A 21983-nucleotide genomic window follows, 5' to 3' on the forward strand; every position below is an offset into this window, starting at 1 on the left:
TCAGGCATGCTCAGTCAATGACATCCTCGTCCGGTACCTCAAGATCCGAGTACACGGCGACCCCCGCCAAATGCGTGACCAGAACACCATCTGCCGACAGCGGCAGGATTAAGCGCTCCAGCAGCACCGATCGGCCGTTACCCAGGGTGAACCGCGCGTAGTCGTAGGACGGCGCGCGGTTCGCAACGCAGCGCCGGTAGACCGCACTAATGGAGCCGCCGAGCGCGCCATCTACTTCGCCGCCCACACCGCCGACCATCCTCCCGACGAGGGGGCGGCCTAGCCTCAGTTCGAGGGCATGGCCTGCGCTGATGAACCGAAACCTGTCGGAACCATCCTCCAGCACCTCGACGAGGTAGGCGTGGGCCGACGCCGCCTCGGAGAGGTCCTCCAAGTCAAATGCGCCAGTCGCTGGAAGACAGCCGGATGTGCCATCCCGCAGCGCCAGCCATCCCAGGTAAGCTTCGCGCAGTTCCGCCCGCTGCAGTCGCTGCATCATCCGGTCCGCACTGGGTGCGACGACTTCGATGTTCCCGGCCTCGTCTGCGAGCCGTCCGAGACCCTTTAGCACTGCCTGCGCCAGGGCAGCCTCGGTGAAGGGCTTGTGCAGGATGGGCACACCGTCCGCCTCCAGATTACTGGTCTGGCCTGTGATGTAGAGAGCCGGAAGGCCCGGCCGCTCCGCTCGCAATCGCCCGACCAGCATGGGACCTCGCGCGCCGCCCATGACGACATCGGTGACAACCATGTCCACGTTGCCTGACACGAGTAAGAGGGCTTCTGCCGCTTCCGCGCTTGGTGCTTCTATGACCCGGTAGCCGAGGTCGCGCAGCATGCCTGCCGTCACCGCTCGAACGGCACTGTCGTCGTCTACGACCATGAGCGTCGCGCCACCATGCCGGGCCGGGTCGCGAACATTGGTAAGCCCAGCCGCATCGTTGGGATCGCCTGTCGTCGGAAGGACATCCGCGCGGGGCAGGAACAGGCTGATGGTAGTGCCCTGCCCTGGGGTGCTGGCCAGGGCGAGGCTGCCGCCTGATTGCTGGGCAAACGCGTATGTTGAGGCGAGGCCTAGCCCCGTGCCCTGGCCGGGCGGCTTGGTGGTGAAGAAGGGCTCAGTGGCACGCTGGATGGTATCGGCATCCATGCCGACCCCTGTGTCGGCCAAGGCGATCACCACATAGTTGCGCCAAGTCGAGGCGCCCCGCGGCAACTCGTCGGTCCTGGCGTTGCGGGCGGTCAGGGTGATGGCGCCCCCACCCGGCATGGCGTCGCGCGCGTTGGCGGCGAGGTTGAGCAGCACCGTCTCAAGGCGGATCGGGTCGACCAGCACCGGCCAGGTGTCGGGGTGGACGTCGAACGTGCAGGAAACCTTGCTGCCGGCAACGTGGCAGATCATGTCCTCGGCTGCGCCCAGCGTCTTCCGAAGCTCGGTCAGAGTGGGCTGTAGTTCCTCCCGCCGGGCAAAGGCCGAGAGCTGGCCAATGAGCTTGGCTGCGCGCCCGGCGGCATGGGTGCCGTGCCGGATCAGTTCGAGCACCGTGGGATCAGAGCTCCGGCGCTCGATGAGCCGGTAGCTGCCCTGGACCGCGGCGAGGATGTTGTTGAAGTCGTGCGCCACGCTACTCGTGAGTTGCCCGAGCGCCTCCAGCTTCTGCGATTGCTCCAGCGCGGCCTGGATCTCCTCACGGCGTCGCATCTCGGCGGCGAGTTCTGCGGCGGTGTCGCTGAGCACGCGGGTCCGCTCAGCTACCAGTCGCTCCAACTCAGCCTTCGCGCTGGCCTGAGCTTCCGCCACTGCTTGCTCGGCGGTGCTGTCGCGGGAAATCACCAGGATCCGATCTTGCCGACCATCTGCTTCGGGGATGGGCAGGGCAATGGCGTCCCACCATAGCGCCTTTCCTTGCGCGTTGCGCATCACACCCCGAAACCGCGATTCCAGGCCCGCCAGGGCCTCTTCCACGACCGCGCGGGCAATCGCTTCCTGCTTGTTGTCCCAAAGGTTAATCCAAGACCGCCCCATGAGGTCGTCCGGATGTCGGACGCCGAGGTTCTCGCAGGCAGCGGCATTGGCGAAGAGGAACTGCCCCTCTTTGTCGAGCACCTTCACGCAATCAATGGTGGTGTCCATGATAGAGCGAAGCATCGCGGCATTGGCAGTCGCTGTCGCTTGTGCTCGGTTGCGCTCGGTCAGGTCAACCACGAACACGACGCGATGTAGCGTCGCGTCGTCTATCAGCGTGCCGCCGACCAGGACTGGCACCCGCGTGCCGTCGGGGCGCAGGTATTCCTTCTCGTAGGCATGGCTCATCCCGGTCTCGGCCATCTGCCGCGTCATGTCCTCATCGGCGGCCCAGTGCTCCGGCGGCGTCATGGCCGTCCAGTCGATCAGCCCGGCGTCCAGCTCGGCGCGGGTGCGGCCGAGTAGATGCAACAGGTGGTCGTTCGCCTCCTTGACCAGGGTTCCGGTCGTGATGCTGATGCCGACGACATCGGAGGTGACCAGAGCGTGCAGCATCTTGGATTGCCGCTGGAGGGTGGTCTCGGCCTCGTGTCGCTCCGTCACGTCCCAAGCTGCACCGACTAAGTGTCCGGAACTGCCGTTCGCCAAGTGGCGCGCCTGCGTCTTGACCCAGCGGACCATCCCGTCGCCGGCGCGCACGATACGGAACTCGCTGCGCAGGGTGCCCCCGCTGCGACCGCCCGGAACTCCCCGGCCACCCGGGCGCGGTCCGCCTCGACGATCGAGGCGAGCCAACTGTCCAGTGTGAAGCGCTCCACTAAGCCTTCCGCAGAAAGGCCGTGCAGCGCCCGCCAGGTCGGCGTCGTGGCCAGTTCGCCGGACGCGGTGTCGAGGTCCCACAACCCGATGCCGCCCGCCTCTTGGGCCAGGGCGAGCCGGTCCTGGCTCTCGGCCAGGGCGGCCTCGGCCCGCTTGCGGTCAGACAGGTCGACGGCAAAGGTCGCGCACTTGCCAGTCGAGCGGTCCAGCAAGCCAAAGGCGACCAGCACAGGCACGCGCTCGCCGTCGGGCCGGAGGAACTCCTTCTCGTACGGACTGCAGTAGCCCCAGTCTATCGCCTCGGCGATGGCGGCCTCGTCGCGGGCGTGCCATTCCGGCGGGGTCAGGTTGTCCCACCGCACCGCCCCGGCGCCGAGATCCGTCGCGGACAGGCCGACGAGCCGCAGGAAGGCGTCGTTCGCCGCCTGAATCCGGCCGCCGGTGTCGGTGCGGGCCATGCCGACAGGGCTGCTGGCGTGGAGCAGCCGCAGTTCGGCCAGGGCACTGTCGCGCTGCGCCGAGGCCCGGTCCAGGGCCGCGGCGAGTTCGTCCACTTCGCGCAGGCCGCTGCCTGGGCGCCAGCCAGACTCCATCTCGCGCAAGACCCGGGCGCCGTCGCCTGGTGCGAGATAGCGCAAGGAGGCGGCGAACCACCGCGCCAGCAGCAGGGCGAGTGCAAGGCTGGTCGCCAGCATGCCAGTGCCGATCGCGGCGGCACGGAGCAGTGCCGCGCGTAGCGGTGCACTGAAAACGCTCTCGGGGACGTGGACGCGCACCCAGTAGCCGCTGAGTGGGGCGCGGGCATAGGCCGAGACGACTGGAATGCCTTCCCAGGTAGTGAGGGAAATCACGCCTTCCTCCGCAGTCTGCTGGCCGAGCCTGCTTCCGGCCGCCATGCCGACCGTCTCTTGGTCGCGCAGGGTGCGGGCGACCATGACCTTGTCGCGGTCAAGAATGGAGGCAACGCTGCCGGGTGGCAGCCGCTGGTCGACTAGGGCGGTGAGCAGGTGGTCGCGCTTGAGGATGAAGGCGACGAGGTGCCGCCCGGTCAGTCCCGGGGCGTCAAGGTCGAAGGGAAATACCACCGAAATGGCGTGACGCTTGGTGGTTGGGCTGAGGAAGAGATTGCTGATAGACCAGCGGCCACTGGCCAGGGCATCAAGGGCGTGCCGGGTGCCGATGACCTTCTTGGGCGGGGTGGGAGAGGGCCAGAGCGTGCTGAGCAGCACCTGGCCATCCGGCGCTGCGAGACTCACCGCCTCGGCGTCGCCTGCCTCGGCCACGGCATGCAGCTCAAGGAGGAAGCCTTCCAGGTCGCCGCGCGCCAGGGCGCGAGAGCCGCTGAGGGCCTGCAGGAGCTGCCGGGCGTCCGTGAACTTGTTGTCGAGGAGCAGCGCCATGGCACGCGCCTGCGCAATCAGGCGCTCCTCAGCAGCCGCACGGTTGACTTGATGGTAGAGCCAAACGCTCCCGACCGAGAGCGTGAGTAGAGGCAGCGAGACGGCCAAACAGAAACAAAGGACGCGGCGGCGGATAGTTGAGCCCTTGCGAAATCCTGCTGGACGGTGTCCGCCAGAGCTGCGAGCTAAGGCGAATGCTAACTGGTCACTAGGGATTCTTTTCTCTTGAGTGTCAAGATTTCGAGGCACGAACAGAGCCCTTCAGACTTTTTTATTTTAGGTAAGGCACGCACGGCCGCGCGAGCACCTGGCAATCGATTTGCTTAGGCGTAAGCGATCACACAAGCATTGCGCAACGCTAATAAAACCTAATATCGTTGACAAGCAAGAAAGACCGGTGAACAAACATTTAATGTTTAAGGAAAAATTTCTTATTAAATGTGGCCGCTTCGCCGCCAACCAGGGTTTTTGTGAGAAGTGTGCGAAAATATTCTATTTAGATCTAATTTCGTAACAACGTGAAGGCCTCTGTATCACACCTCCTCTCGCCAACCGCTGAGCCCAACGGAGGCGGATTAAAAGTGGGCGGCCCCGTGGGCGGTCGCCTTGGTCGACCATGAACACACCGCCAAGTGCCTTGGCCGGCTAAGCCGGCCATTGTGGTTGGCAGGGGTATGACCAGACGGCAAAAAGATGAGCGACGCGAAGCCGGGTGATAACCAGCCACCGTCGGCGCTGGGAACGCCGGAGATAGCCTTGAAAACTGTGACCCGGATCCCGCCATCCTGCCCACCCTGCGTTCGGTGCCCAAAACCAAGCGGCACCGGATGTTGGCGAGGACGGTGATTGAGCAGCACGTCAATGTGCCCCAACTGGATGCCGACGCGCGACTTCTGAGGCGGAAGTGGCTGTCCCTGCTCGAAGCACGCGCCGCCACCATTGCCGCGCCGCGCCGGACCTGTTGTTATCCCGCCGCGGCGCGGCCCTCTAAGGCGCAAATCATCCCACGAGGCCACGCGCACTCATGAATGCAGCCGGCCACTCGGTGGGTCCGCTGAGGGTCCGCAAAAATCAAACCGCTGAGGTATCAGAAATCGAAGGCTACTAAGAGCCTGATTTTTTTGGTGGGCGCCGTAGGATTCGAACCTACGACCCGCTGATTAAGAGTCAGCTGCTCTACCAACTGAGCTAGGCGCCCGCCGGGGCGTCGACCGTGGTCTTCGTCCGGGATGCGGCTTTTAGCGCCCGTCGCCGCTTTGTCCACCCCTATTTTGCCGCCATGAGGGCATGCTACCCCGATAGCCTCACCGGAAGCAGGCACGGCAGCGGCATGAACGCGATTCCGAACTTCTCCGACATGGCCTTCCCGCAGCCGACGCGCGAAAGCCTCGCGGAGGATTACGCCGCCATCGGCCGGTTGCTGGAGGCCGGCGACCTCGCCGCGGCGCTTGGCGCGTGGGATAGGCAGCGGCGCGACTACGACAGCTGGTCCGCGCTGGTGCATCTGCGCTTCTCGCAGGACACCACCGGCGCAGCCGTCAAGGCGGCGCGGGAATATGCCGATGCGCTCTCGCCGGTGGCCACCGAGCACGAGACCGCGCTGAAGCGCCGCCTGCTCGCCCTGCCGGACCGTGCCGCGCTGCATGCCGCAGCCGGCGGCTTCGCGCTGCGGCTCTGGGAGATGGACATCACCACCTTCGAGCCGGCGATCGCCGCCGACCTCGAGGAGGAATCCCGCCTCGGCGCCCGCTACACCGAGATCCTGGCCTCGGCGAAGCTCGAGATCGGCGGGCAGGTGGTGAACCTCTCGGGCCTTGCGCCCTATGCCGAGGATCCCGACCGGACCCTGCGCCACAGGGCGGAGGCGTTGCGCTGGGGCTTCTTCGCCCGGCATGGCGCCGAACTCGATCGGATCTACGATGACTTGGTCCGGCTGCGGCACGGCATGGCGCGCAAGCTGGGCTTCGAGACCTATGTCCCGCTCGGCTACCGCCGCATGCGCCGGACCGACTACGACGCCGCCGACGTGGCGCGGTACCGCGACGAGGTGGCGACGCATGTCGTGCCGCTGGTGGCGAAGCTGCTGGAACGACGCCGGCGGCAACAGGGCTGGGACGTGCTGCGCTTCTGGGACGAGGCGCTGGTGGACCCGCAGGGCAACCCGAAGCCCATCGGCGGCCATGACACGCTCTGCGCCCAGGCGCGCATCATGTTCGACCGGATGGACCCGCGGCTTGGCGCCTTCTGGCGGTTCATGGAGGAGGGCGGCTTCACCGACCTGAAGAACCGGCCGGGCAAGGCGGGGGCGGCTTCTGCACCAGCTTCCCGAGCCTCGGCGCCCCATTCATCTTCGCCAATTTCAACGGCACGCACCACGATATCGGTGTCTTCACGCATGAGATGGGGCATGCCTTCCAGAACTGGGAGAGCCGCTTCCAGCCCGGCATCGATTATCTCTGGCCGACCATGGAAGCGGCCGAGATCCATTCCATGTCGCTGGAATTCCTCACCCACCCGCATATGGGTCTGCTGGTGGGCGACGACGCGGCCGACCGCTTCCGCCGCATGCACCTCGAAACGTCGCTCGCCTTCCTGCCCTACGGCGTCTGCGTCGACCATTTCCAGCACGAGGTCTACGCCAACCCCGAGGTAACGCCGGCCGAGCGCCACGCGATCTGGCAGCGGCTGGAGCGGCGCTACATGCCCTGGACTGATTACGGCGACTTGTCCTACCCCGCCATGGGCGGGCGATGGCAGGCCAAGCCGCATATCTACCGCTCGCCTTTCTACTATATCGACTACACGCTCGCGCTCTGCTGCGCCTTGCAGTTCTGGGTGCGGTCGCGCCGGGATCCGGCGGCGGCGCTGGCCGATTATGTTGCGCTCTGCGGCCGCGGCGGCTCGGCGCCCTTCACCGGGCTGGTCGCCTCGGCCGGGCTCGCCTCGCCCTTCGCGCCCGGGGCGCTGGAGGCCGTGGTGCGGGAGGCGGAGGCAGTCCTGGCGGCATAGTCCGCCGTTGCCCGCAACTCGGCTTCGCGGGCCAGCCGCGGCCCGCAGGTGGCGAATTCCGCCGCCGAGCAGGTCGGCTTGCCATGATCCAGGCACAGGTCCATCGCATCCGGCACGGTGTCGACGATGTTGCGCCGGATGAACCCGCGGATCCTGTCGAAGCTCATGATACGTGTCCCGCCACCATGCGCGGGATCGTCACAGCGCCCACCGCTCCCAGCCTTGCGGCGCCGCAAAGGCCGGTTCACGTCGCGGCGAGGCGTTATGTCCCGCCGGCCACCGCATGCACCTCCGGACGCAGCGGGCGCAGCCGTTCCGCATCCTCGGGCGCCACCGGCGGCGGATGCACCGCCAGGACATGCACCGTGCAATATCCGTCGGGCCCGGTGGCGATGGCCCCACGGTCCTCGACCAGGTGCTCGGCCGCCAGCCGCTCCCGATAATCGCCAAGCGAGCGGTCACCGATATTCCGCATGCTCGCCGGCTTCAGCGGGTCGCGGCCGCCCTGCCAGAAGACCTCCGGCACCACCACCAGGTCGACCTTTCGCGTCTCCCGCAGCACCTGGTCCCAATCCACTTCGACCGCCGAGTCGTTCAGGATCTCGATCGTCTTGGCCAGGATCCCTGGCGCAGGAAAGCCTGTTGCAGGTTGGGCGGGTTCACGGCGAGCGTCAGGCCGAAGAGGCCGATCCGGGGTGTCGCGTCACCCGGCGGCACCAGCGCCGTCAGGCTATGGAAGTCGCAGGCGAAATCGGTCGCCAGGCGGCTTCCACCATCGGCCGGAGCGGCCGCGCCTCGACCGGGCCGGCCAGCGCCACCCACCAAGCCATGCCCAACTGAGCCAGGGCGGCGCTGCCGGCGCCGCCGGCCAGGGCCCGCGGAGCGAAGCCCGGCATCTGACGCAACATTGCGCCGAGCAGGATCCCCGCGGGATAGGCCAGGATCACCAGGCTGATCGCCATGTAGCGCTCGGTCTGGTTGTGCGAGAGCAGGAAGGCCAGGAAAGGCGGCGCCGCGGCGAGGGCGGCGAGCAGTGCGAAGGCCCGCTCCGTCGCCGCCAGCCGCCGCCAGACCAGGAAGGCCGCCACCAGCGCCGCCAGCACCAGGGCGGTGCCGCCAAGGCCGAAGACCTCCCAGACCAGGTCGCCGATTGCGTAGCGGGCGAAGTCAAGGCCGGTCGCCTCCACCGGGTTGTAGGCATAGCCGCCGGCCGTTGCCTTGGCATAGGCGATGTAGCGCGGGATGTTCAGCAGGTAATGCGGCCAGGCGACCAGGGCGAGGCCGATCGACGGCAGGGCGAGCCGCAGCGCGAAGTCGGCCGTGTCGCGATCCCGCCACAACCGCCAGGCCGCCACGCCGGCCCAAACGATGCCGATGGTGGGCAGGAAGGTGAGCTTCGACAGAGCGCCAAGGCCGAGCACCGGGCCGAGCAGCGCGAGGCGGAGCGGCCCGCGCGCGGGGCCAAAGCTTCCCGCAGCAGCAGCGTCATGGCGAGCGCAGCGGCCAGGTGCAGCACCGTCTCCGTCATGAAGCTCTGCGCGCCCACCAGGTTCTGCGGCGTCAGCGCGAAGAGCAGCGCGCCGGCCGTGGCGCCCACGGCGCCCGCCACGGGGCGCAGGCCGAACCAGATGATCGGCAGGGGCAGCAGGGTCAGCACGGTCGCGGCAATGCGCAGCGCGGTCGGGGCCTGGTCCCAGAAGGTGGCGGCAATCGGCAGGCCGATGAGCCGCAGGCCGGGCGGCAGCCAGCGATTCTGCAGGAAAATAGCGTCGCGCAGTGCGGCCAGATTGCCTTGGCGCAGCAGCAGGGCGTCGCTCATGGGATTGTTCTCGTGCATCACCTCGTCCCAGGAGGTGAGCAGCGGATTGCGCTGCAACCAGAGCATGGCCAAGCCGATCAGCGTCACGACCGTTGCCAGCAGGGCGAGGTGCAGCAGCCAGCGGGGCCATCCCGCTTGCCGCGCCGTATCTGTGGTGATCGCCGTCAACCCATTCCCCTCGCAACAATTCACCGCCGCGTCGGCATTGCCGGCACGGTTCCTCATGCGAGGCAAAGTCGCTGCATTGGCATGGGTTCCCGCCATTCCACACTCGAGATCGCGGAACTGCGAGCGTTTGCAGGGCGGGTCTCGTGCGGTGCACGCACCCGGAGCCGCGGTACGGCTTGCCGTCTGAACAAAAAGATGCCCGCTAAGTCATTGACCTAGCGGGCTGAAGTCAACAGGGAGGCTTCACGTCTGGGAGACGAAGGGGTTCGAGGCATCGCCCCGAGTTACCCTGACCAGCCGAATGGGCCGGACAAACGACAGCCTAGACCCGCAATTGCCATGCTGGTTTGGTCAAACCGGCCATCACCCATGCGGAACTTGCATATCAGTTGTTCCCGGTCAGTTCCGCGATCAGGAAGTCGCGGAAGACCGAGACCCGCTTCGAGTGCCGCATCTCCTCCGGATAGACGAAATAGGCGTCCAGCCGCGGCGCCTTCAGCTCCGGCAGTACCTGCAGCAGACCGTCCAGCTCGGCACCCATGTAGTCGGGCAGGGCGGCAAGGCCGAGGCCGCTCTGCACCGCCCGCAGCATGCCCGTCAGGCTGTTCACCTCGACCGCCGCGCGGCGCGGCGCGCCGGGCCGGCGGCCGGCCTCACTCAGCCAGTTCACCTCGTCGATCGGCGGCCGGTGCTCGCCCCAGACGATCAGCCGGTGGGCGTCGAGGTCCTCCGCCCGTTGCGGCATGCCGGCGGTCTTCAGGTAGGCCGGCGCGCCGCAGACCCGCCAGCCGAAGCTGGCGAGGTGCCGCTGGATCAGGTCGGGCTGCCGCGGCGGATGCATGCGGATGGCGACGTCCGCCTCCCGCATCGCCAGGTCGAGGTCGCTGTCGTCCAGCAGCAGCGTGACGCTGACATCGGGGTAGATCTGCAAGAAGCGCGAGAGGCGCGGCGCCAGCCAGGTGCTGCCGAAGCCGGTGGTGCTGGTGACCTTCAGCCGACCGGCCGGCCGTTCCCGGCTCTCGGTCAGCAGCGCCTCGGTCATCGCCAGCTTGGCGAAGACCTCCCGGACGGTGCGATTGAGCGTCTCCCCCGGCTCGGTCAGGATCAACCCGCGGGCATGCCGGTGGAAGAGCGGCACCTGCAGCGCCTCCTCCAGGGCCTGGATCTGGCGCGACACGGCGGATTGGCTGAGGTTCAGCGTCTCCCCCGCATGGGTGAAGGACCCTGCCTCGGCGACCGCGTGGAAGACCCGCAGCTTGTCCCAGTCGAGCGGCATCCCCGGCTCAGGTCCAGGCTTCGATGGCGGCGGCACCGGCGGGCATGTGGGCCAGCCACTTCTCCGCCTCCAGCGCCGCCATGCAGCCGCTGCCCGCTGCGGTGACCGCTTGGCGGTAGATGCGGTCCTGCACGTCGCCGGCGGCGAAGATGCCGGGGATGCTGGTGCGGGGGCTGCCCGGCTCGGTGACGATGTAACCCTCCGCATCCATCCCGAGCTGGCCGCGGAACAGCGCCGTGGCAGGGTCGTGGCCGATGGCGACGAAGACGCCGTCGAAGGGCCGCTCCGCCAACTCGGCGGTCTTGGTGTTGCGGGTGCGGACGGCACGCAGCGCGCGGAACCGTCCCTCGGTCGCCAGCATCTCCTCGACGACCGTGTCCCAAACGACGGTGACGTTCGGCTTGGCGAAGAGCCGCTCCTGCAGGATGCGCTCGGCGCGGAAGCCGTCCCGGCGGTGGAGGACGGTGACGTGCTTCGCCAGGTTCGAGAGGTAGAGCGCCTCCTCCACCGCGGTATTGCCGCCGCCGATGACCGCGACCTCCTTGCCGCGGAAGAAGAAGCCGTCGCAGGTGGCGCAGGCGGAGACGCCGAAGCCGGAGAGCTCCTTCTCCCCAGGGATGCCGAGCCAGCGGGCCTGGGCACCGGTGGCGATCACCAGGCTCTCGGCCAGATAGGTGTCGCCCGAGATCGCCCTCCGCCCAGATCGGCCGGGCGGCGAGGTCGATTCGCGTCACGACGTCCTGGATGATCTCCGTGCCGCAATGCTCGGCCTGCGCCTTGGATTGATCCATCAGCCAGGGACCCTGGATCGTCTCGGCGAAGCCGGGATGATCTCGACATCGGTGGTGATGGTCAGCTGCCCGCCTGGCTGCATGCCGGCGACCAGCAGGGGCTTCAGCCCGGCGCGCGCGGCATAGATGGCGGCGGTGTATCCGGCCGGTCCGGCGCCGAGGATGAGGAGACGCGTGCGGTGGGTCTTGGGCAAGGCTCGATTCCCGGCAATCTGGGCGGAACGACCCATATTTGTCACTGAGTGGCCGGCCACAAGCACAAGCCTTGCGGCGCGGACGGTCAGCAAGGATATTGCGCCGAGAGCCAGTTCACGGCAACAGATCATGAAAGCATGAGTGCGGAACCCGACGCATCCCTCGATGAGGTGGATCGCCAGATCCTGGCGGAACTGCAGGCCGATGGCCGGATGACCAATGTGGAACTGGCCCGCCGGGTCGGCCTCTCGGCGCCGCCCTGCCTACGCCGCGTGCGACGGCTGGAGGAGGAGCGGATCATCCGCGGCTACCACGCGGACCTCGACCCCGTGGCGCTGGGCTACGAGATCACCTTCTTCGCGCTGGTCGGCCTCGAGAGCCAGAAGGAGGCGATGCTGAGCGCCTTCGAGCAGCGCGTGCGCGCCTGGCCGGAGGTGCGGGAGTGCCACATGATCCGTGGCGGCGGCGACTTCCTGCTGCGCCTCGTGGCCCGCGACACGGCGCATGAAAATGCGCTGACCTCGAGGCTGACCGCGGCGGACGAGGTAGCGCGGGTACAGACCTTGCAGACCATCCGCACCTCTAAGGACGATGCCGGGGTGCCGATCAGCGTCTGACGGCGCGCCGGCAGGAATCCAGTGACATCTCCGGCACAGCCTCGCCGGCTGCCGTGGGGTTGTCCCGCCGGCGCCGCTAACGCCGGAGCGCCCATGTCCGACCTGCCCGCGACCCTGCTGACCGAGATCGCGGCTGGATGCCGCGGCCCGCCATGCCGGCGACATCTGGCTGCCCGAGCATCCCTATTTCGACGCGGCGGAGGCCGGCTTCGCGCCGATCTGGCCGATGATCGAGCGCTTTCTTGAAGGCGCCGACTTCCGCTGCGTGCTGGACCTCGCGACGGGGCGGGGACGCAACGCGGCGAAGCTGCTGGCCCTGGCGGAACGGCTGATCCTGGTCGACATCCGGCCGGAGAACATCGCCTTCTGCCGTCGCCGCTTCCGCGACGACCCGCGCATCACCTTCGTCGCCAACACCGGCTACGATCTGCGCGACGTGCCGGATGCCAGCGTGACGCTGTTCTACAGCTTCGACGCCATGGTGCATTTCGACAGCGACGTGGTCCGCGCCTACCTGGCCGAGGCGCGTCGGGTCATGGCGCCGGGCGCCCGGGCCTTCCTGCACCACTCGAACCACACCGGCGGGGAGGACTGGCTGCACGCGCCGCACTGCCGGAATTTCATGTCGCAGGCGCTGTTTGCGCACTACGCCCGAAAGGAGGGGCTCACCGTGCTGCAGCAGGTCGTGATGGATTGGGGCGGGGTGCCCGCGCTCGACTGCCTCAGCCTGCTGCGGCGCGACTGAGGCGCAGGCACCGAGGCATCCATCGGGCCATCGCGCCGTTCTCCCTGGCCCAGCCAGGAGAGACGCGGCATGACCAGCACCGGCGAGATCCGCCCCCATATGGAGATCATCGGCGCCGATGGCGGCCATGTCGGGACCGTGGACCGGCTCAGATCAGGGCATATCCGGCTGACCCGCGCCGACGACCCCGACGGCAGCGGCAGCCACCATCATGCCCTCCCGCTGCATCTGGTCGATCGGGCCGAGGCCGGGCAGGTCCGCCTGACCGTGACCACGCGGGAGGCGCGCGCCATGGCGGTCGGCGGGCTGCGCCTGGCCGATGTGCGGGAGGGCGCGCCGGATGACGAGACGCCCGGCGAGGCCGAGGCAGGCGCTGCCCCTCACCGACGGGAGACCAGGGCGGGGTCGGATCCGGCATGGTGCATGGCGGCGGCACGACCGGGCCCGGCAGCCTGCCCGGTTGGGGCGCCGGTGGCGGCACCGCCGGCCCCGGCTTTCCGGACGACCCGAACATGGACCGCCATGGCGGCAGCAACCCGGGCCGCTGACTGCCCGGCAGGCTAGCCCCGCCGCACCACGTATTGCCCGGCCTCCAGCGCCGCGACGATCGCATCGCCCTGCGCGGTGTCGCGCACCTCGACCATCAGCTCGAGCTCGGCGCTCTGCACCGAGGGCGCGGCGAAGAGCCGCTGGTGGCTGACCTCGATGACATTGCCGCCGGCCGCCGCCACCCGCATGGCGATATCCGCCAGCACGCCGGGCCGGTCCGGGATGTCGAGGTGGAGCCGCAGGATGCGGCCGTCCCGCAGCAGGTTGCGGAGCAGCACATTGGCGAGGATCCGCGCGTCGATGTTACCGCCGCAGACGACGGTGCCCACGGACCTGCCGGCGAATCGCTCGGGGAAGGTCAGGATGGCGGCCAAGCCGGCGGCGCCGGCGCCTTCCGCGACCACTTTGGCGCCCTCCGCCAGCAGCGCGATCGCCTGCTCCACCGCGCGTTCCGGCACTACCAGCACCTCGACGCCCATCTGCCGCAGCAGCGCCAGCGGCAACTCGCCGACATCGCGCACCGCGATGCCTTCGGCGATGGTCGAGCCGCCCACCGTGACCGGGCGTCCAGCCAGGCGCTGCGCCATGGCCGGGTAGCCCTCGACCTCGACGCCGTAGACCGGCAGGCCGGGGCGCAATTCGCGGGCGGCCGCGGCACAGCCGGTCAGCAGCCCGCCGCCACCGACCGGGAAGACCAGGGCGTCGAGCGCCGGCGCATCCTCCAGCATCTCCAGCACCATGGTGCCCTGGCCGGCGATGACGCCCGGGTCGTCATAGGGATGGATGAAGGTCAGCCCGTCGCGCAAGGCGAGTTCGTGCGCATGGGCGGCCGATTCGGCAAGGGTCTCGCCATGCAGGACGACATGGGCGCCCCAGCCCTCGGTGCGGACCACCTTGGTGGCTGGGGTGAATCTCGGCATGACGATCGTCGCGGTGATGCCCGCCAGCGCGGCATGCCGCGCCACCGCCTGGGCATGGTTGCCGGCCGACATGGCAATGACGCCCGCTGCCCGTTCCCGCGCCGTCAGCAGGGCGATGCGGTTGGCCGCACCGCGTTCCTTGAAGGCGCCCGTCGCCTGCAGGTTGTCGAGCTTGAGGAAGACCCTGGCCCCGGTCGCCTGAGAGACGGCATGCGAGGGCAGGGTGGGGGTGCGCAGGATGGCACCCTCGATCCGTGACGCGGCAGCCTGCACGTCGGCGAGGGTGACAGGCATGGGCGTGGCGATGCCTTCGGTCGCCAGGGCGCGCAGGGGCAAGGGATGGGTCCTTCGCGGCGGTTCGTCTCGGAACGCCGCCTATAGACCCAATCGGCGACGTGCGCGAAGCTTCTTGCTGCGGTGCAGCAAGGCCGGCTCAGCGATAGGCAACCGCCGTGATCTCATAGGCCCGGGCACCGCCAGGGGCCGGGACCTCGACGCTGTCGCCGACCTTCTTGCCAATCAGCGCCTTGGCAAGCGGGGAGGAGATCGAGATCGAGATTGACCTTCATGTCGGCCTCGTAGGCGCCGACGATGCGGTAGGTCTTCTCCTCCTCGGTTTCCTCGTCCACGACGGTGACCCGGGCGCCGAACTTCACCTGGTCGCCGGACAGCTTCGAAATGTCGATCACCTCGGCCGCCGGGACGATGGTCTCGAGCTCGGCGATCCGGCCCTCGATGAAGGACTGCTTCTCCCGCGCCGCGTGGTACTCGGCATTCTCGGAGAGGTCGCCATGGGCGCGCGCCTCGGCGATCGCCCGGATCACCGCCGGACGTTCCTCGCCCTTCAGGAGCTTCAGTTCCTCCTCAAGCTTCGCCAGACCTTCCGCGGTCATGGGGAACTTCTGCACGGCAAGCCCTTCCTTAGAACGTCAGGCGAAGTCTGCGCGTCTCGCCTACCGGAATGCGACCAAAACTTTTTCCACCCGTCCGGCGGCGGCTCCAACCGGCACCGGTCCAGATCCGGATGCTGGGTCCGGGTAGCGGTGGGAAACCGGGCGGGCAGGGCCTTGGTTCCATGCCGCCGGGCGCTGCCACGGAATTGCAGCCCGGCGGATCACCTCGGAAGCCGCCGCCATCCGCTCAGAACGAACGGGTAAAGTAGGACTGCAGCGGCGCCACATCAAGGGTGCCCGCCCGCAGCGCCGCGATCGCATGCACCGCCGCCCGGGCGCCCGCCGCCGTGGTGTAGTGCGGAATACCCTGGGTGAGAGCGGAGCGGCGGATATCGAAGCTGTCCGACACCGACTGCCCGCCGCCGGTGGTGTTGATCACCAGCTGGATCTCGCCCGACTTGATGGCATCGACGCAATGCGGCCGGCCTTCCAGCACCTTGTTGATGATCTCGCAGGCGAGGCCGGCATCGCGGATGCGCGCCGCCGTGCCGCGGGTGGCGACCACGGTGAAGCCCATGTCGATCAGCCGCCTCGCCAGCACAACCGCTGCCGGCTTGTCGGTCTCCTTGACCGAGATGAAGGCGGTGCCGGCCAGCGGCAGCTTCACCCCGGCGCCGAGCTGCGCCTTGGCGAAGGCGCGCTCGAAGCTGGTGTCGAGGCCCATGACCTCGCCGGTGGACTTCATCTCGGGCCCAAGGATGACGTCGACATTGGGGAAGCGGTTGAAGGGGAAGACCGCCTCTTTCACCGCGACATGGCGGTAGACCGCGTCGCCGTCGAGGCCGAAATCAGCCAGCCTGGCACCGGCCATCACCTGGGCGCCGATCTTGGCCACCGGCACGCCGGTCGCCTTGGCGACGAAGGGTGCGGTCCGCGACGCGCGCGGATTGACCTCGAGCACGTAGATCTCGCCGTCCTTCACCGCATACTGCACGTTCATCAGGCCGACGACCTTCAGCGCCCGTGCCATCGCTTCGGTCTCCGCCTTCAGCTCGGTCACGATGGCGGGCGGCAGCGAATAGGGCGGCAGCGAGCAGGCCGAGTCGCCGGAATGGATGCCGGCTTCCTCGATATGCTCCATGACGCCGGCGACATAGACCACGCCGGTGCTGTCGGCGATGCAGTCGACATCGACCTCGATCGCATCGGCCAGGTACTGGTCGATCAGGATCGGGTTCTCGCCCGAGACCTTCACCGCCTCCTGGCCGAAGCGGCGCAGCTGCTCGGCATTCCAGGCGATCTCCATGGCGCGGCCGCCCAGCACGTAGGACGGGCGCACGACCACCGGGTAGCCGATGCGCTCGGCCTCGACCGCGGCCTCGTCGAGCGTCCGCGCCGTGCCGTTCTGCGGCTGCTTCAGGCCAAGGCCCTTCAGCAGGTGCTGGAAGCGCTCGCGGTCCTCGGCGATGTCGATCGCCTCGGCGCTGGTGCCGAGGATGGGGATGCCCGCCTTGTGCAGCGCCTGGGACAGCTTCAGCGGCGTCTGCCCGCCATACTGCACGATGCAGCCGAGCAGCGTGCCGCGCTCCTGCTCCTTGCGGATCAGGGAGATGACGTCCTCGCCCGTCAGCGGCTCGAAATACAGCCGATCCGAGGTGTCGTAGTCGGTGCTCACCGTCTCCGGGTTGCAGTTGACCATGATGGTCTCGAAGCCGGCATCCTTCAGCGCGTAGCAGGCATGGACGCAGCAATAATCGAACTCGATGCCCTGGCCGATGCGGTTCGGGCCGCCGCCGAGGATGACGATCTTCTGCCGCTCCGTCGGCCGCGACTCGCAATCCGGCGTGCCGAAGCCGCCCTCATAGGTCGAGTACATGTAGGGGGTGTCGGAGGCGAACTCGGCGGCGCAGGTGTCGATGCGCTTGAAGACCGGCAGCACGCCGAGGCGCTGGCGCGCCGCCTCGACCGCCGCTTCCGGCTGGCCGGCAAGCTGGCCGAGCCGCTTGTCGGAGAAGCCGAGCGCCTTCAGCCGGCGCAGCCCGGTCGCGGTCGTCGGCAGCCCCTCGGCCCGCACCACCTTCTCGGCGGCGACGATCTTCTCGACCTCGCGCAGGAACCAGGGATCGAACTTGCTGGCCTCGTGGATCTCCTCGACCGAGACGCCGGCGCGCATCGCCTGGGCCGCCATCAGGATGCGGTCGGGCGTCGGCGTGGCCAGCGCGGCGTGGAAGGCCTGGGCGCTGCCATCGCCGGGGGCGGCGACCTCGTCGAGGCCGGAGAAGCCGGTCTCGAGGCTGCGGAGCCCTTTCTGCAGCGCCTCGGCGAAGCTGCGGCCGATCGCCATCGCCTCGCCCACCGACTTCATGCTGGTGGTCAGCGTCGCCGGGGTGCCGGGGAATTTCTCGAAGGTGAAGCGGGGGATCTTCACGACGACATAGTCGATCGTCGGCTCGAAGCTGGCCGGCGTCACCATGGTGATGTCGTTCTTCAGCTTGTCGAGCGTATAGCCGACCGCCAGCTTCGCCGCGATCTTGGCGATGGGGAAACCCGTTGCCTTCGAGGCCAGCGCCGAGGAGCGCGAGACCCGCGGGTTCATCTCGATCACCACCATGCGGCCGTCGGCGGGGTTGATGCCGAACTGGACATTCGACCCGCCGGTATCGACGCCGATCTCCCGCAGGCAGGCGATGCTGGCATCGCGCATCCGTTGGTATTCCTTGTCCGTCAAGGTCAAGGCCGGGGCGATGGTGACACTGTCGCCGGTATGGACGCCCATGGCGTCCAGGTTCTCGATCGAGCAGATGATGATGCAGTTGTCCGCAGAGTCGCGGACCACCTCCATCTCGTACTCCTTCCAGCCCAGCACGCTCTCCTCGACCAACACCTCGTTGGTCATCGAGGCGTCGAGGCCGGCGGCGACGATCTGCTCGAACTCCTCCCGGTTGTAGGCGATGCCTCCCCCTGTGCCGCCGAGGGTGAAGGAGGGACGGATGACGCAGGGCAGCTTGACCAGGTCGAGCGCGGCGCGGGCCTCCTCCATCGTATGGGCGATGGCGCTGCGCGGGCTCTCGATGCCGATCTTGGTCATGGCATCGCGGAATTTCAGCCGGTCCTCGGCCTTGTCGATGACCTCGGCCTTGGCGCCGATCAACTCGCAGCCGTACTTCGCCAGCACGCCGGCCTCGGCCAGCTTCAGCGAGGTGTTGAGCGCCGTCTGCCCGCCCATCGTCGGCAACAGCGCGTCCGGGCGTTCCTTGGCGATGATCTTCTCGACCATCTCGACGGTGATCGGCTCGATATAGGTGGCGTCCGCCAGGCCCGGATCGGTCATGATCGTCGCCGGGTTGGAGTTCACCAGGATGACGCGGTAGCCCTCCGCCCGCAGCGCCTTGCAGGCCTGGGCGCCGGAATAATCGAACTCGCAGGCCTGGCCGATGACGATCGGGCCGGCGCCGATGATGAGGATGGACTTGATGTCGGTGCGCTTCGGCATGGGGGCGTTCCGGTCGTCAGCGTGAAGCAGGGGCGCAGTCGGGCGACTGGCGGGATTCGGGCGGCAGCAGACGGGAAATGCCGCGGCGGGTGCGCTCTGCCTCGCATTGCGCGCGGCGCTGTTCGGGCGTCGCGGTGGTGGCGCAGGCTGAGAGGCTGGCCAGCGCCGCGAGCAGGAGCCGCCGGGTCATCGGCGCTGCTCCTCGCGCCGCGCCGCCAGCAGCAGGGGCGGCAGCAGCAGGACATGGCAGGCGAGGATCAGCAGCACGGCCGAGAGCGGCTCGCCGGGCGAGGCATAGCCGGCGCTGATGGTGTTGAAGACGAGGCTGAGGCCGAAGGCCCGCCAGGCCGCCTGGCGCGGCGGCGCCAGGCGCTTCATCAGCATGGCCAGCACGGCGAGCGAGAGCCCGGTCCAGGACAGCGCCAGCAGGGCGATGAGGACCAGCGTCATGCTGCGCGTCCCTGGGTCGCCAGCTTCACCGCGAGCAGGCCGAGCGCGGCGCCGAGCACCCAGCGCTGCGCCGCGAGCCAGGCCGGCCTCTCGCCGAGAAAGCGGGCGGTCGCCGCGGCGCCCCAAACCAGCACGGCATCGAAGCCGGTGCAGACGGCGATCTGGACGGCGCCGAGCAGCGCGCCCTGCAGGAACACGTCGCCGCGCGCCGGATCGATGAAGGGCGGCAGCACCGCCATGTAGAACAGGGCCACCTTGGGGTTCAGCGCTGCCGTGGCGAAGCCGACCGCAAATAGGCGGACGCCCGGCTCCCGCGGCATCGGCCGTGGGGCGAAGAGCGGCTGGCCGCCGGGGCGGACGCATTGCCAGGCGAGGAAGAGCAGATAGGCCGCGCCGCCAAGCCGCAGCACGTCCCAGGCATAGGGCACCGCGACCAGCGCCGCGGTGATGCCGGCGGCGGCGGCGAGCATGATCGCCAGCGATCCCGCCTGGCAGCCAACCAGCGAGACCATGCCCGCCCCGGTCCCCTGCGCGAGGGAGCGGGAGACGAGGTAGAGCATGTTCGGCCCCGGCGTCAGCGCAAGGCCGAGCGACAGGGCGGCGAAGACCAGCAGCGTCTCGGCGGAGGGCACGGGTCAGCCGTTGACGGAAAACCCGCCATCCACCGGAATGGCGACGCCGGTGATGAAGGCGCTGGCATCCGAGCCGAGGAAGGCGGCGATGCCCTCGAAGTCCTTCGGGTCGCCCCAGCGGCCCTTCGGCGTGCGGGCCATGACGTTGTCGTTCAGTGCCGGCATGTCGCTGCGCGCCTTTCGCGTCAGGTCGGTGTCGATCCAGCCCGGCAGCAGGCAGTTCACCGTGATGCCGTCCGGGCCCCAGGCCACCGCCATGGATTTCGTCATCTGCACCACGCCGCCCTTGCTGGCGCCATAGGCCGCATGGAAGGGCAGGCCGAAGATCGACAGCATGGAGCCGTTGTTGATGACGCGCCCATGCCCGCCCGCCTTCAGGTGCGGGTGCGCCGCCTTGCTGGCCAGCATGGCGCTGGTCAGGTTGGTGGTGATCACCTTGTGCCAGTCGGCCAGCTTGTAGACCTCGGGCTTGTTGCGGATGTTGATGCCCGCGTTGTTGACCAGGATATCCAGCCCGCCGAAGCGCTGCGCGGTCGCGGCGACCATGGCGTTGACGCTGGCTTCGTCGGTCACGTCGACGATCACCGCATCCGCCTCGGCGCCGAGCGCCCGCAGCTCGGCCACGGCGGCGGCGTTCTTGTCGGCATTGCGCCCGGCGACCATCACCGCCGCGCCCGCCTTGGCCAGGCCGCGCGCCAGGCCGAGCCCGATGCCGCCATTGCCGCCGGTGACGAGCCCGACGCGCCCCTTCAGGTCGAACATTCCCCTCAGCCCCCTTGTGCTTCTCGATCAGGTCCACGAAGCGGTGGAACAGGTAGTGGCTGTCGGTCGGGCCCGGATTGGCTTCCGGGTGGTACTGCACCGAGAAGGCCGGCCGGTCGGTCGCCGCGAGGCCCTCGTTCGAGCCGTCGAAGAGCGAGACATGCGTCACGCGGACATTGGAGGGTAGGCTGCGCTCATCCACCGCGAAGCCATGGTTCTGGCTGGTGATCTCGACCCGGCCGGTGGTCAGGTCCTTGACCGGCTGGTTGGCGCCGCGATGGCCGCGGTCGAGCTTGTAGGTGGAGCCGCCGAGCGCGAGGCCGAGCAGCTGGTGGCCGAGGCAGATGCCGAAGACCGGCACCTTCTTGTCCATGACCTCGCGGATCACCGGCACGGCGTATGCGCCGGTCGCCGCCGGGTCGCCGGGGCCGTTCGAGAGGAAGACGCCGTCCGGCTTGTGCCGCAGGATCTCCTCGGCGGTCGCCGTCGCCGGCACCACCGTGACGTCGAGGCCGGCGGCGGCGAGGCAGCGCAGGATGTTGCGCTTCGCGCCGTAATCCACCGCGACCACCTTGTGCTTCGGCGCGGTCTGGGTGCCGAAGCCGGCTGGCCAGGCCCATTCGGTCTCGTTCCAGGCATAGGACTGGCGGCAGGAGACCGCCTTGGCCAAGTCCATGCCCTCGAGCCCCGGCCAGCCCGCAGCCTGGGCGCGCAGCGCCGCCAGGTCGAACTGCCGGTCGGCCGGGAAGCAGAGCACCCCGTTCGGCGCGCCGCCGTCGCGGATGCGGATGGTCAGGGCGCGGGTGTCGATTCCGGCGATGCCCGGCACGTCGTGGCTCTTCAGCCAGGCGTCGAGATGCCGGGTCGAGCGGTAATCTGCTGGCTCGGTCAGGTCCTGCTTCACCACGAGGCCGCGGGCGACCGGGGTCGTCGCTTCCAAATCCTCGGGGTTGGTGCCGACATTGCCGATATGCGGGAAGGTGAAGGTGATGATCTGCCCGGCATAGGAGGGGTCGGTCAGCGTCTCCTGGTAGCCGGTCATGCCGGTGTTGAAGCAGACCTCCGCCACCGGCGCGGCCCCGGCCGGGGTATGGGCGCCGAAGCCGGTGCCCCAGAAGACGCTGCCGTCGCCGAGGACCAGGCAGGCGGTCGCGCCCTCGGGCGCGCGGTCCTGCTGCTTGCCCTCGGGGATGGCGTCGGGGGCGGTCTCGGGCTGGGGCATCGTGGTCTCCGCACGGGTCTCGGGGGCGCCGGGAAGCTCGGCGAGGGACAGGCCGGTGGCCGCCAGGATGGCAGGCCAGTGGCGGGGCGGAATGGCGCGGGCCTGGCGCCACTTGCGCACCGCCTCGGTCCCGATGCTGCAACGCTGCGCCGCGGCCTCCGGGCCACCGAGCAGGGCGATGATGTCTTCGACCGTCCGCATGGGGTGGATATGTGGGAAAGAACTTCCCAGTTCAATCGGAATTCGGTGGATGGGAAGTG

General features: G+C 68.6%; 17 protein-coding genes, 1 tRNA gene and 3 pseudogenes. 4 read left to right on the plus strand and 17 right to left on the minus strand.

The annotated features are described in order from the left end of the window. Positions 1–10 precede the first annotated feature (10 nt). The 3 genes from ACQ86J_RS32095 to ACQ86J_RS32105 form a co-directional block, all read right to left on the minus strand. The gene (locus tag ACQ86J_RS32095) at positions 11–2662 is read right to left on the minus strand and encodes a PAS domain S-box protein (RefSeq protein ID WP_431268695.1); all 2652 of its coding nucleotides are present in this window, start codon (positions 2660–2662) and stop codon (positions 11–13) included. After that, entirely contained in the window at positions 2584–4182 is a 1599-nt protein-coding gene (locus tag ACQ86J_RS32100; RefSeq protein ID WP_431268696.1) for a PAS domain S-box protein, read from the minus strand. Before ACQ86J_RS32100 ends, ACQ86J_RS32095 begins: the two co-directional genes overlap by 79 nt. 1122 nt (positions 4183–5304) lie before the next feature. Continuing rightward, positions 5305–5380, minus strand: a tRNA-Lys gene (locus ACQ86J_RS32105). Between the two features lie 132 nt (positions 5381–5512). On the opposite strand from ACQ86J_RS32105, the pseudogene ACQ86J_RS32110 reads away from it, so the two are divergent. Then, positions 5513–7191 (plus strand): annotated as a pseudogene (locus tag ACQ86J_RS32110) (M3 family oligoendopeptidase). Positions 7192–7453: 262 nt separating this feature from the next. Here the strand turns inward: ACQ86J_RS32110 and ACQ86J_RS32115 are convergent. From ACQ86J_RS32115 to ACQ86J_RS32140, 6 genes are all read right to left on the minus strand, one after another. Further along, positions 7454–7768 carry a hypothetical protein gene (locus ACQ86J_RS32115; RefSeq protein WP_431268697.1) on the minus strand — a complete coding sequence of 105 codons (315 nt, stop codon included), beginning with the start codon at positions 7766–7768 and terminating at the stop codon, positions 7454–7456. Positions 7769–7916: 148 nt separating this feature from the next. Next, positions 7917–8531 carry a hypothetical protein gene (locus tag ACQ86J_RS32120; protein WP_431268698.1) on the minus strand — a complete coding sequence of 205 codons (615 nt, stop codon included), beginning with the start codon at positions 8529–8531 and terminating at the stop codon, positions 7917–7919. Continuing rightward, on the minus strand, positions 8438–9235 hold the full coding sequence (locus ACQ86J_RS32125) for a hypothetical protein (protein WP_431268699.1): 798 nt from the start codon (positions 9233–9235) through the stop codon (positions 8438–8440). The genes ACQ86J_RS32120 and ACQ86J_RS32125 overlap by 94 nt, the downstream gene beginning before the upstream one ends. 328 nt (positions 9236–9563) lie before the next feature. Next, entirely contained in the window at positions 9564–10454 is an 891-nt protein-coding gene (locus ACQ86J_RS32130) for a LysR family transcriptional regulator (protein WP_431268700.1), read from the minus strand. Positions 10455–10461: 7 nt separating this feature from the next. After that, positions 10462–11109 (minus strand): FAD-dependent oxidoreductase, encoded by a 648-nt coding sequence (locus ACQ86J_RS32135; RefSeq protein ID WP_431268701.1) that lies wholly within the window; start codon positions 11107–11109, stop codon positions 10462–10464. Positions 11110–11244: 135 nt separating this feature from the next. Continuing rightward, a complete protein-coding gene (locus ACQ86J_RS32140; protein WP_431268702.1) occupies positions 11245–11439 on the minus strand; it encodes an FAD-dependent oxidoreductase in 195 nt (64 codons plus the stop codon). Positions 11440–11577: 138 nt separating this feature from the next. On the opposite strand from ACQ86J_RS32140, the gene ACQ86J_RS32145 reads away from it, so the two are divergent. The 3 genes from ACQ86J_RS32145 (at position 11578) to ACQ86J_RS32155 (ending at position 13366) form a co-directional block, all read left to right on the plus strand. Next, on the plus strand, positions 11578–12057 hold the full coding sequence (locus tag ACQ86J_RS32145) for an Lrp/AsnC family transcriptional regulator (RefSeq protein ID WP_431268703.1): 480 nt from the start codon (positions 11578–11580) through the stop codon (positions 12055–12057). Between the two features lie 226 nt (positions 12058–12283). After that, positions 12284–12802, plus strand: a complete 519-nt coding sequence (locus ACQ86J_RS32150) for a class I SAM-dependent methyltransferase (protein WP_431268704.1) — start codon at positions 12284–12286, stop codon at positions 12800–12802. Between the two features lie 69 nt (positions 12803–12871). Next, the gene (locus ACQ86J_RS32155) at positions 12872–13366 is read left to right on the plus strand and encodes a DUF2171 domain-containing protein (protein ID WP_431268705.1); all 495 of its coding nucleotides are present in this window, start codon (positions 12872–12874) and stop codon (positions 13364–13366) included. On the opposite strand, the gene ACQ86J_RS32160 is transcribed toward ACQ86J_RS32155, so the two are convergent. The 8 genes and pseudogenes from ACQ86J_RS32160 to carA form a co-directional block, all read right to left on the minus strand. Next, positions 13363–14565 carry a threonine ammonia-lyase gene (locus ACQ86J_RS32160; RefSeq protein WP_431272609.1) on the minus strand — a complete coding sequence of 401 codons (1203 nt, stop codon included), beginning with the start codon at positions 14563–14565 and terminating at the stop codon, positions 13363–13365. The two genes, ACQ86J_RS32155 and ACQ86J_RS32160, sit on opposite strands and share 4 nt — an antisense overlap. 139 nt (positions 14566–14704) lie before the next feature. Next, positions 14705–15179, minus strand: a pseudogene (gene greA, locus ACQ86J_RS32165) (transcription elongation factor GreA). A 232-nt stretch (positions 15180–15411) separates the two neighbouring features. After that, on the minus strand, positions 15412–18657 hold the full coding sequence (carB, locus tag ACQ86J_RS32170) for a carbamoyl-phosphate synthase large subunit (protein ID WP_431268706.1): 3246 nt from the start codon (positions 18655–18657) through the stop codon (positions 15412–15414). Between the two features lie 16 nt (positions 18658–18673). Further along, positions 18674–18847, minus strand: coding sequence for a hypothetical protein (locus tag ACQ86J_RS32175; RefSeq protein WP_431268707.1), 174 nt, complete (start codon positions 18845–18847; stop codon positions 18674–18676). Further along, positions 18844–19107 (minus strand): hypothetical protein, encoded by a 264-nt coding sequence (locus ACQ86J_RS32180; RefSeq protein WP_431272764.1) that lies wholly within the window; start codon positions 19105–19107, stop codon positions 18844–18846. Before ACQ86J_RS32180 ends, ACQ86J_RS32175 begins: the two co-directional genes overlap by 4 nt. Next, positions 19104–19739 carry a LysE family translocator gene (locus ACQ86J_RS32185; RefSeq protein ID WP_431268708.1) on the minus strand — a complete coding sequence of 212 codons (636 nt, stop codon included), beginning with the start codon at positions 19737–19739 and terminating at the stop codon, positions 19104–19106. The genes ACQ86J_RS32180 and ACQ86J_RS32185 overlap by 4 nt, the downstream gene beginning before the upstream one ends. A 3-nt stretch (positions 19740–19742) precedes the next feature. After that, positions 19743–20501 (minus strand): SDR family NAD(P)-dependent oxidoreductase, encoded by a 759-nt coding sequence (locus ACQ86J_RS32190; protein ID WP_431268709.1) that lies wholly within the window; start codon positions 20499–20501, stop codon positions 19743–19745. A gap of 19 nt (positions 20502–20520) precedes the next feature. Next, a pseudogene (carA, locus tag ACQ86J_RS32195) lies at positions 20521–21924 on the minus strand (glutamine-hydrolyzing carbamoyl-phosphate synthase small subunit); the annotation flags it as partial. Positions 21925–21983: the final 59 nt, after the last annotated feature.

The sequence above is a fragment of the Dankookia sp. P2 genome, from assembly GCF_050632255.1.
Lineage (GTDB): Bacteria > Pseudomonadota > Alphaproteobacteria > Acetobacterales > Acetobacteraceae > Paracraurococcus.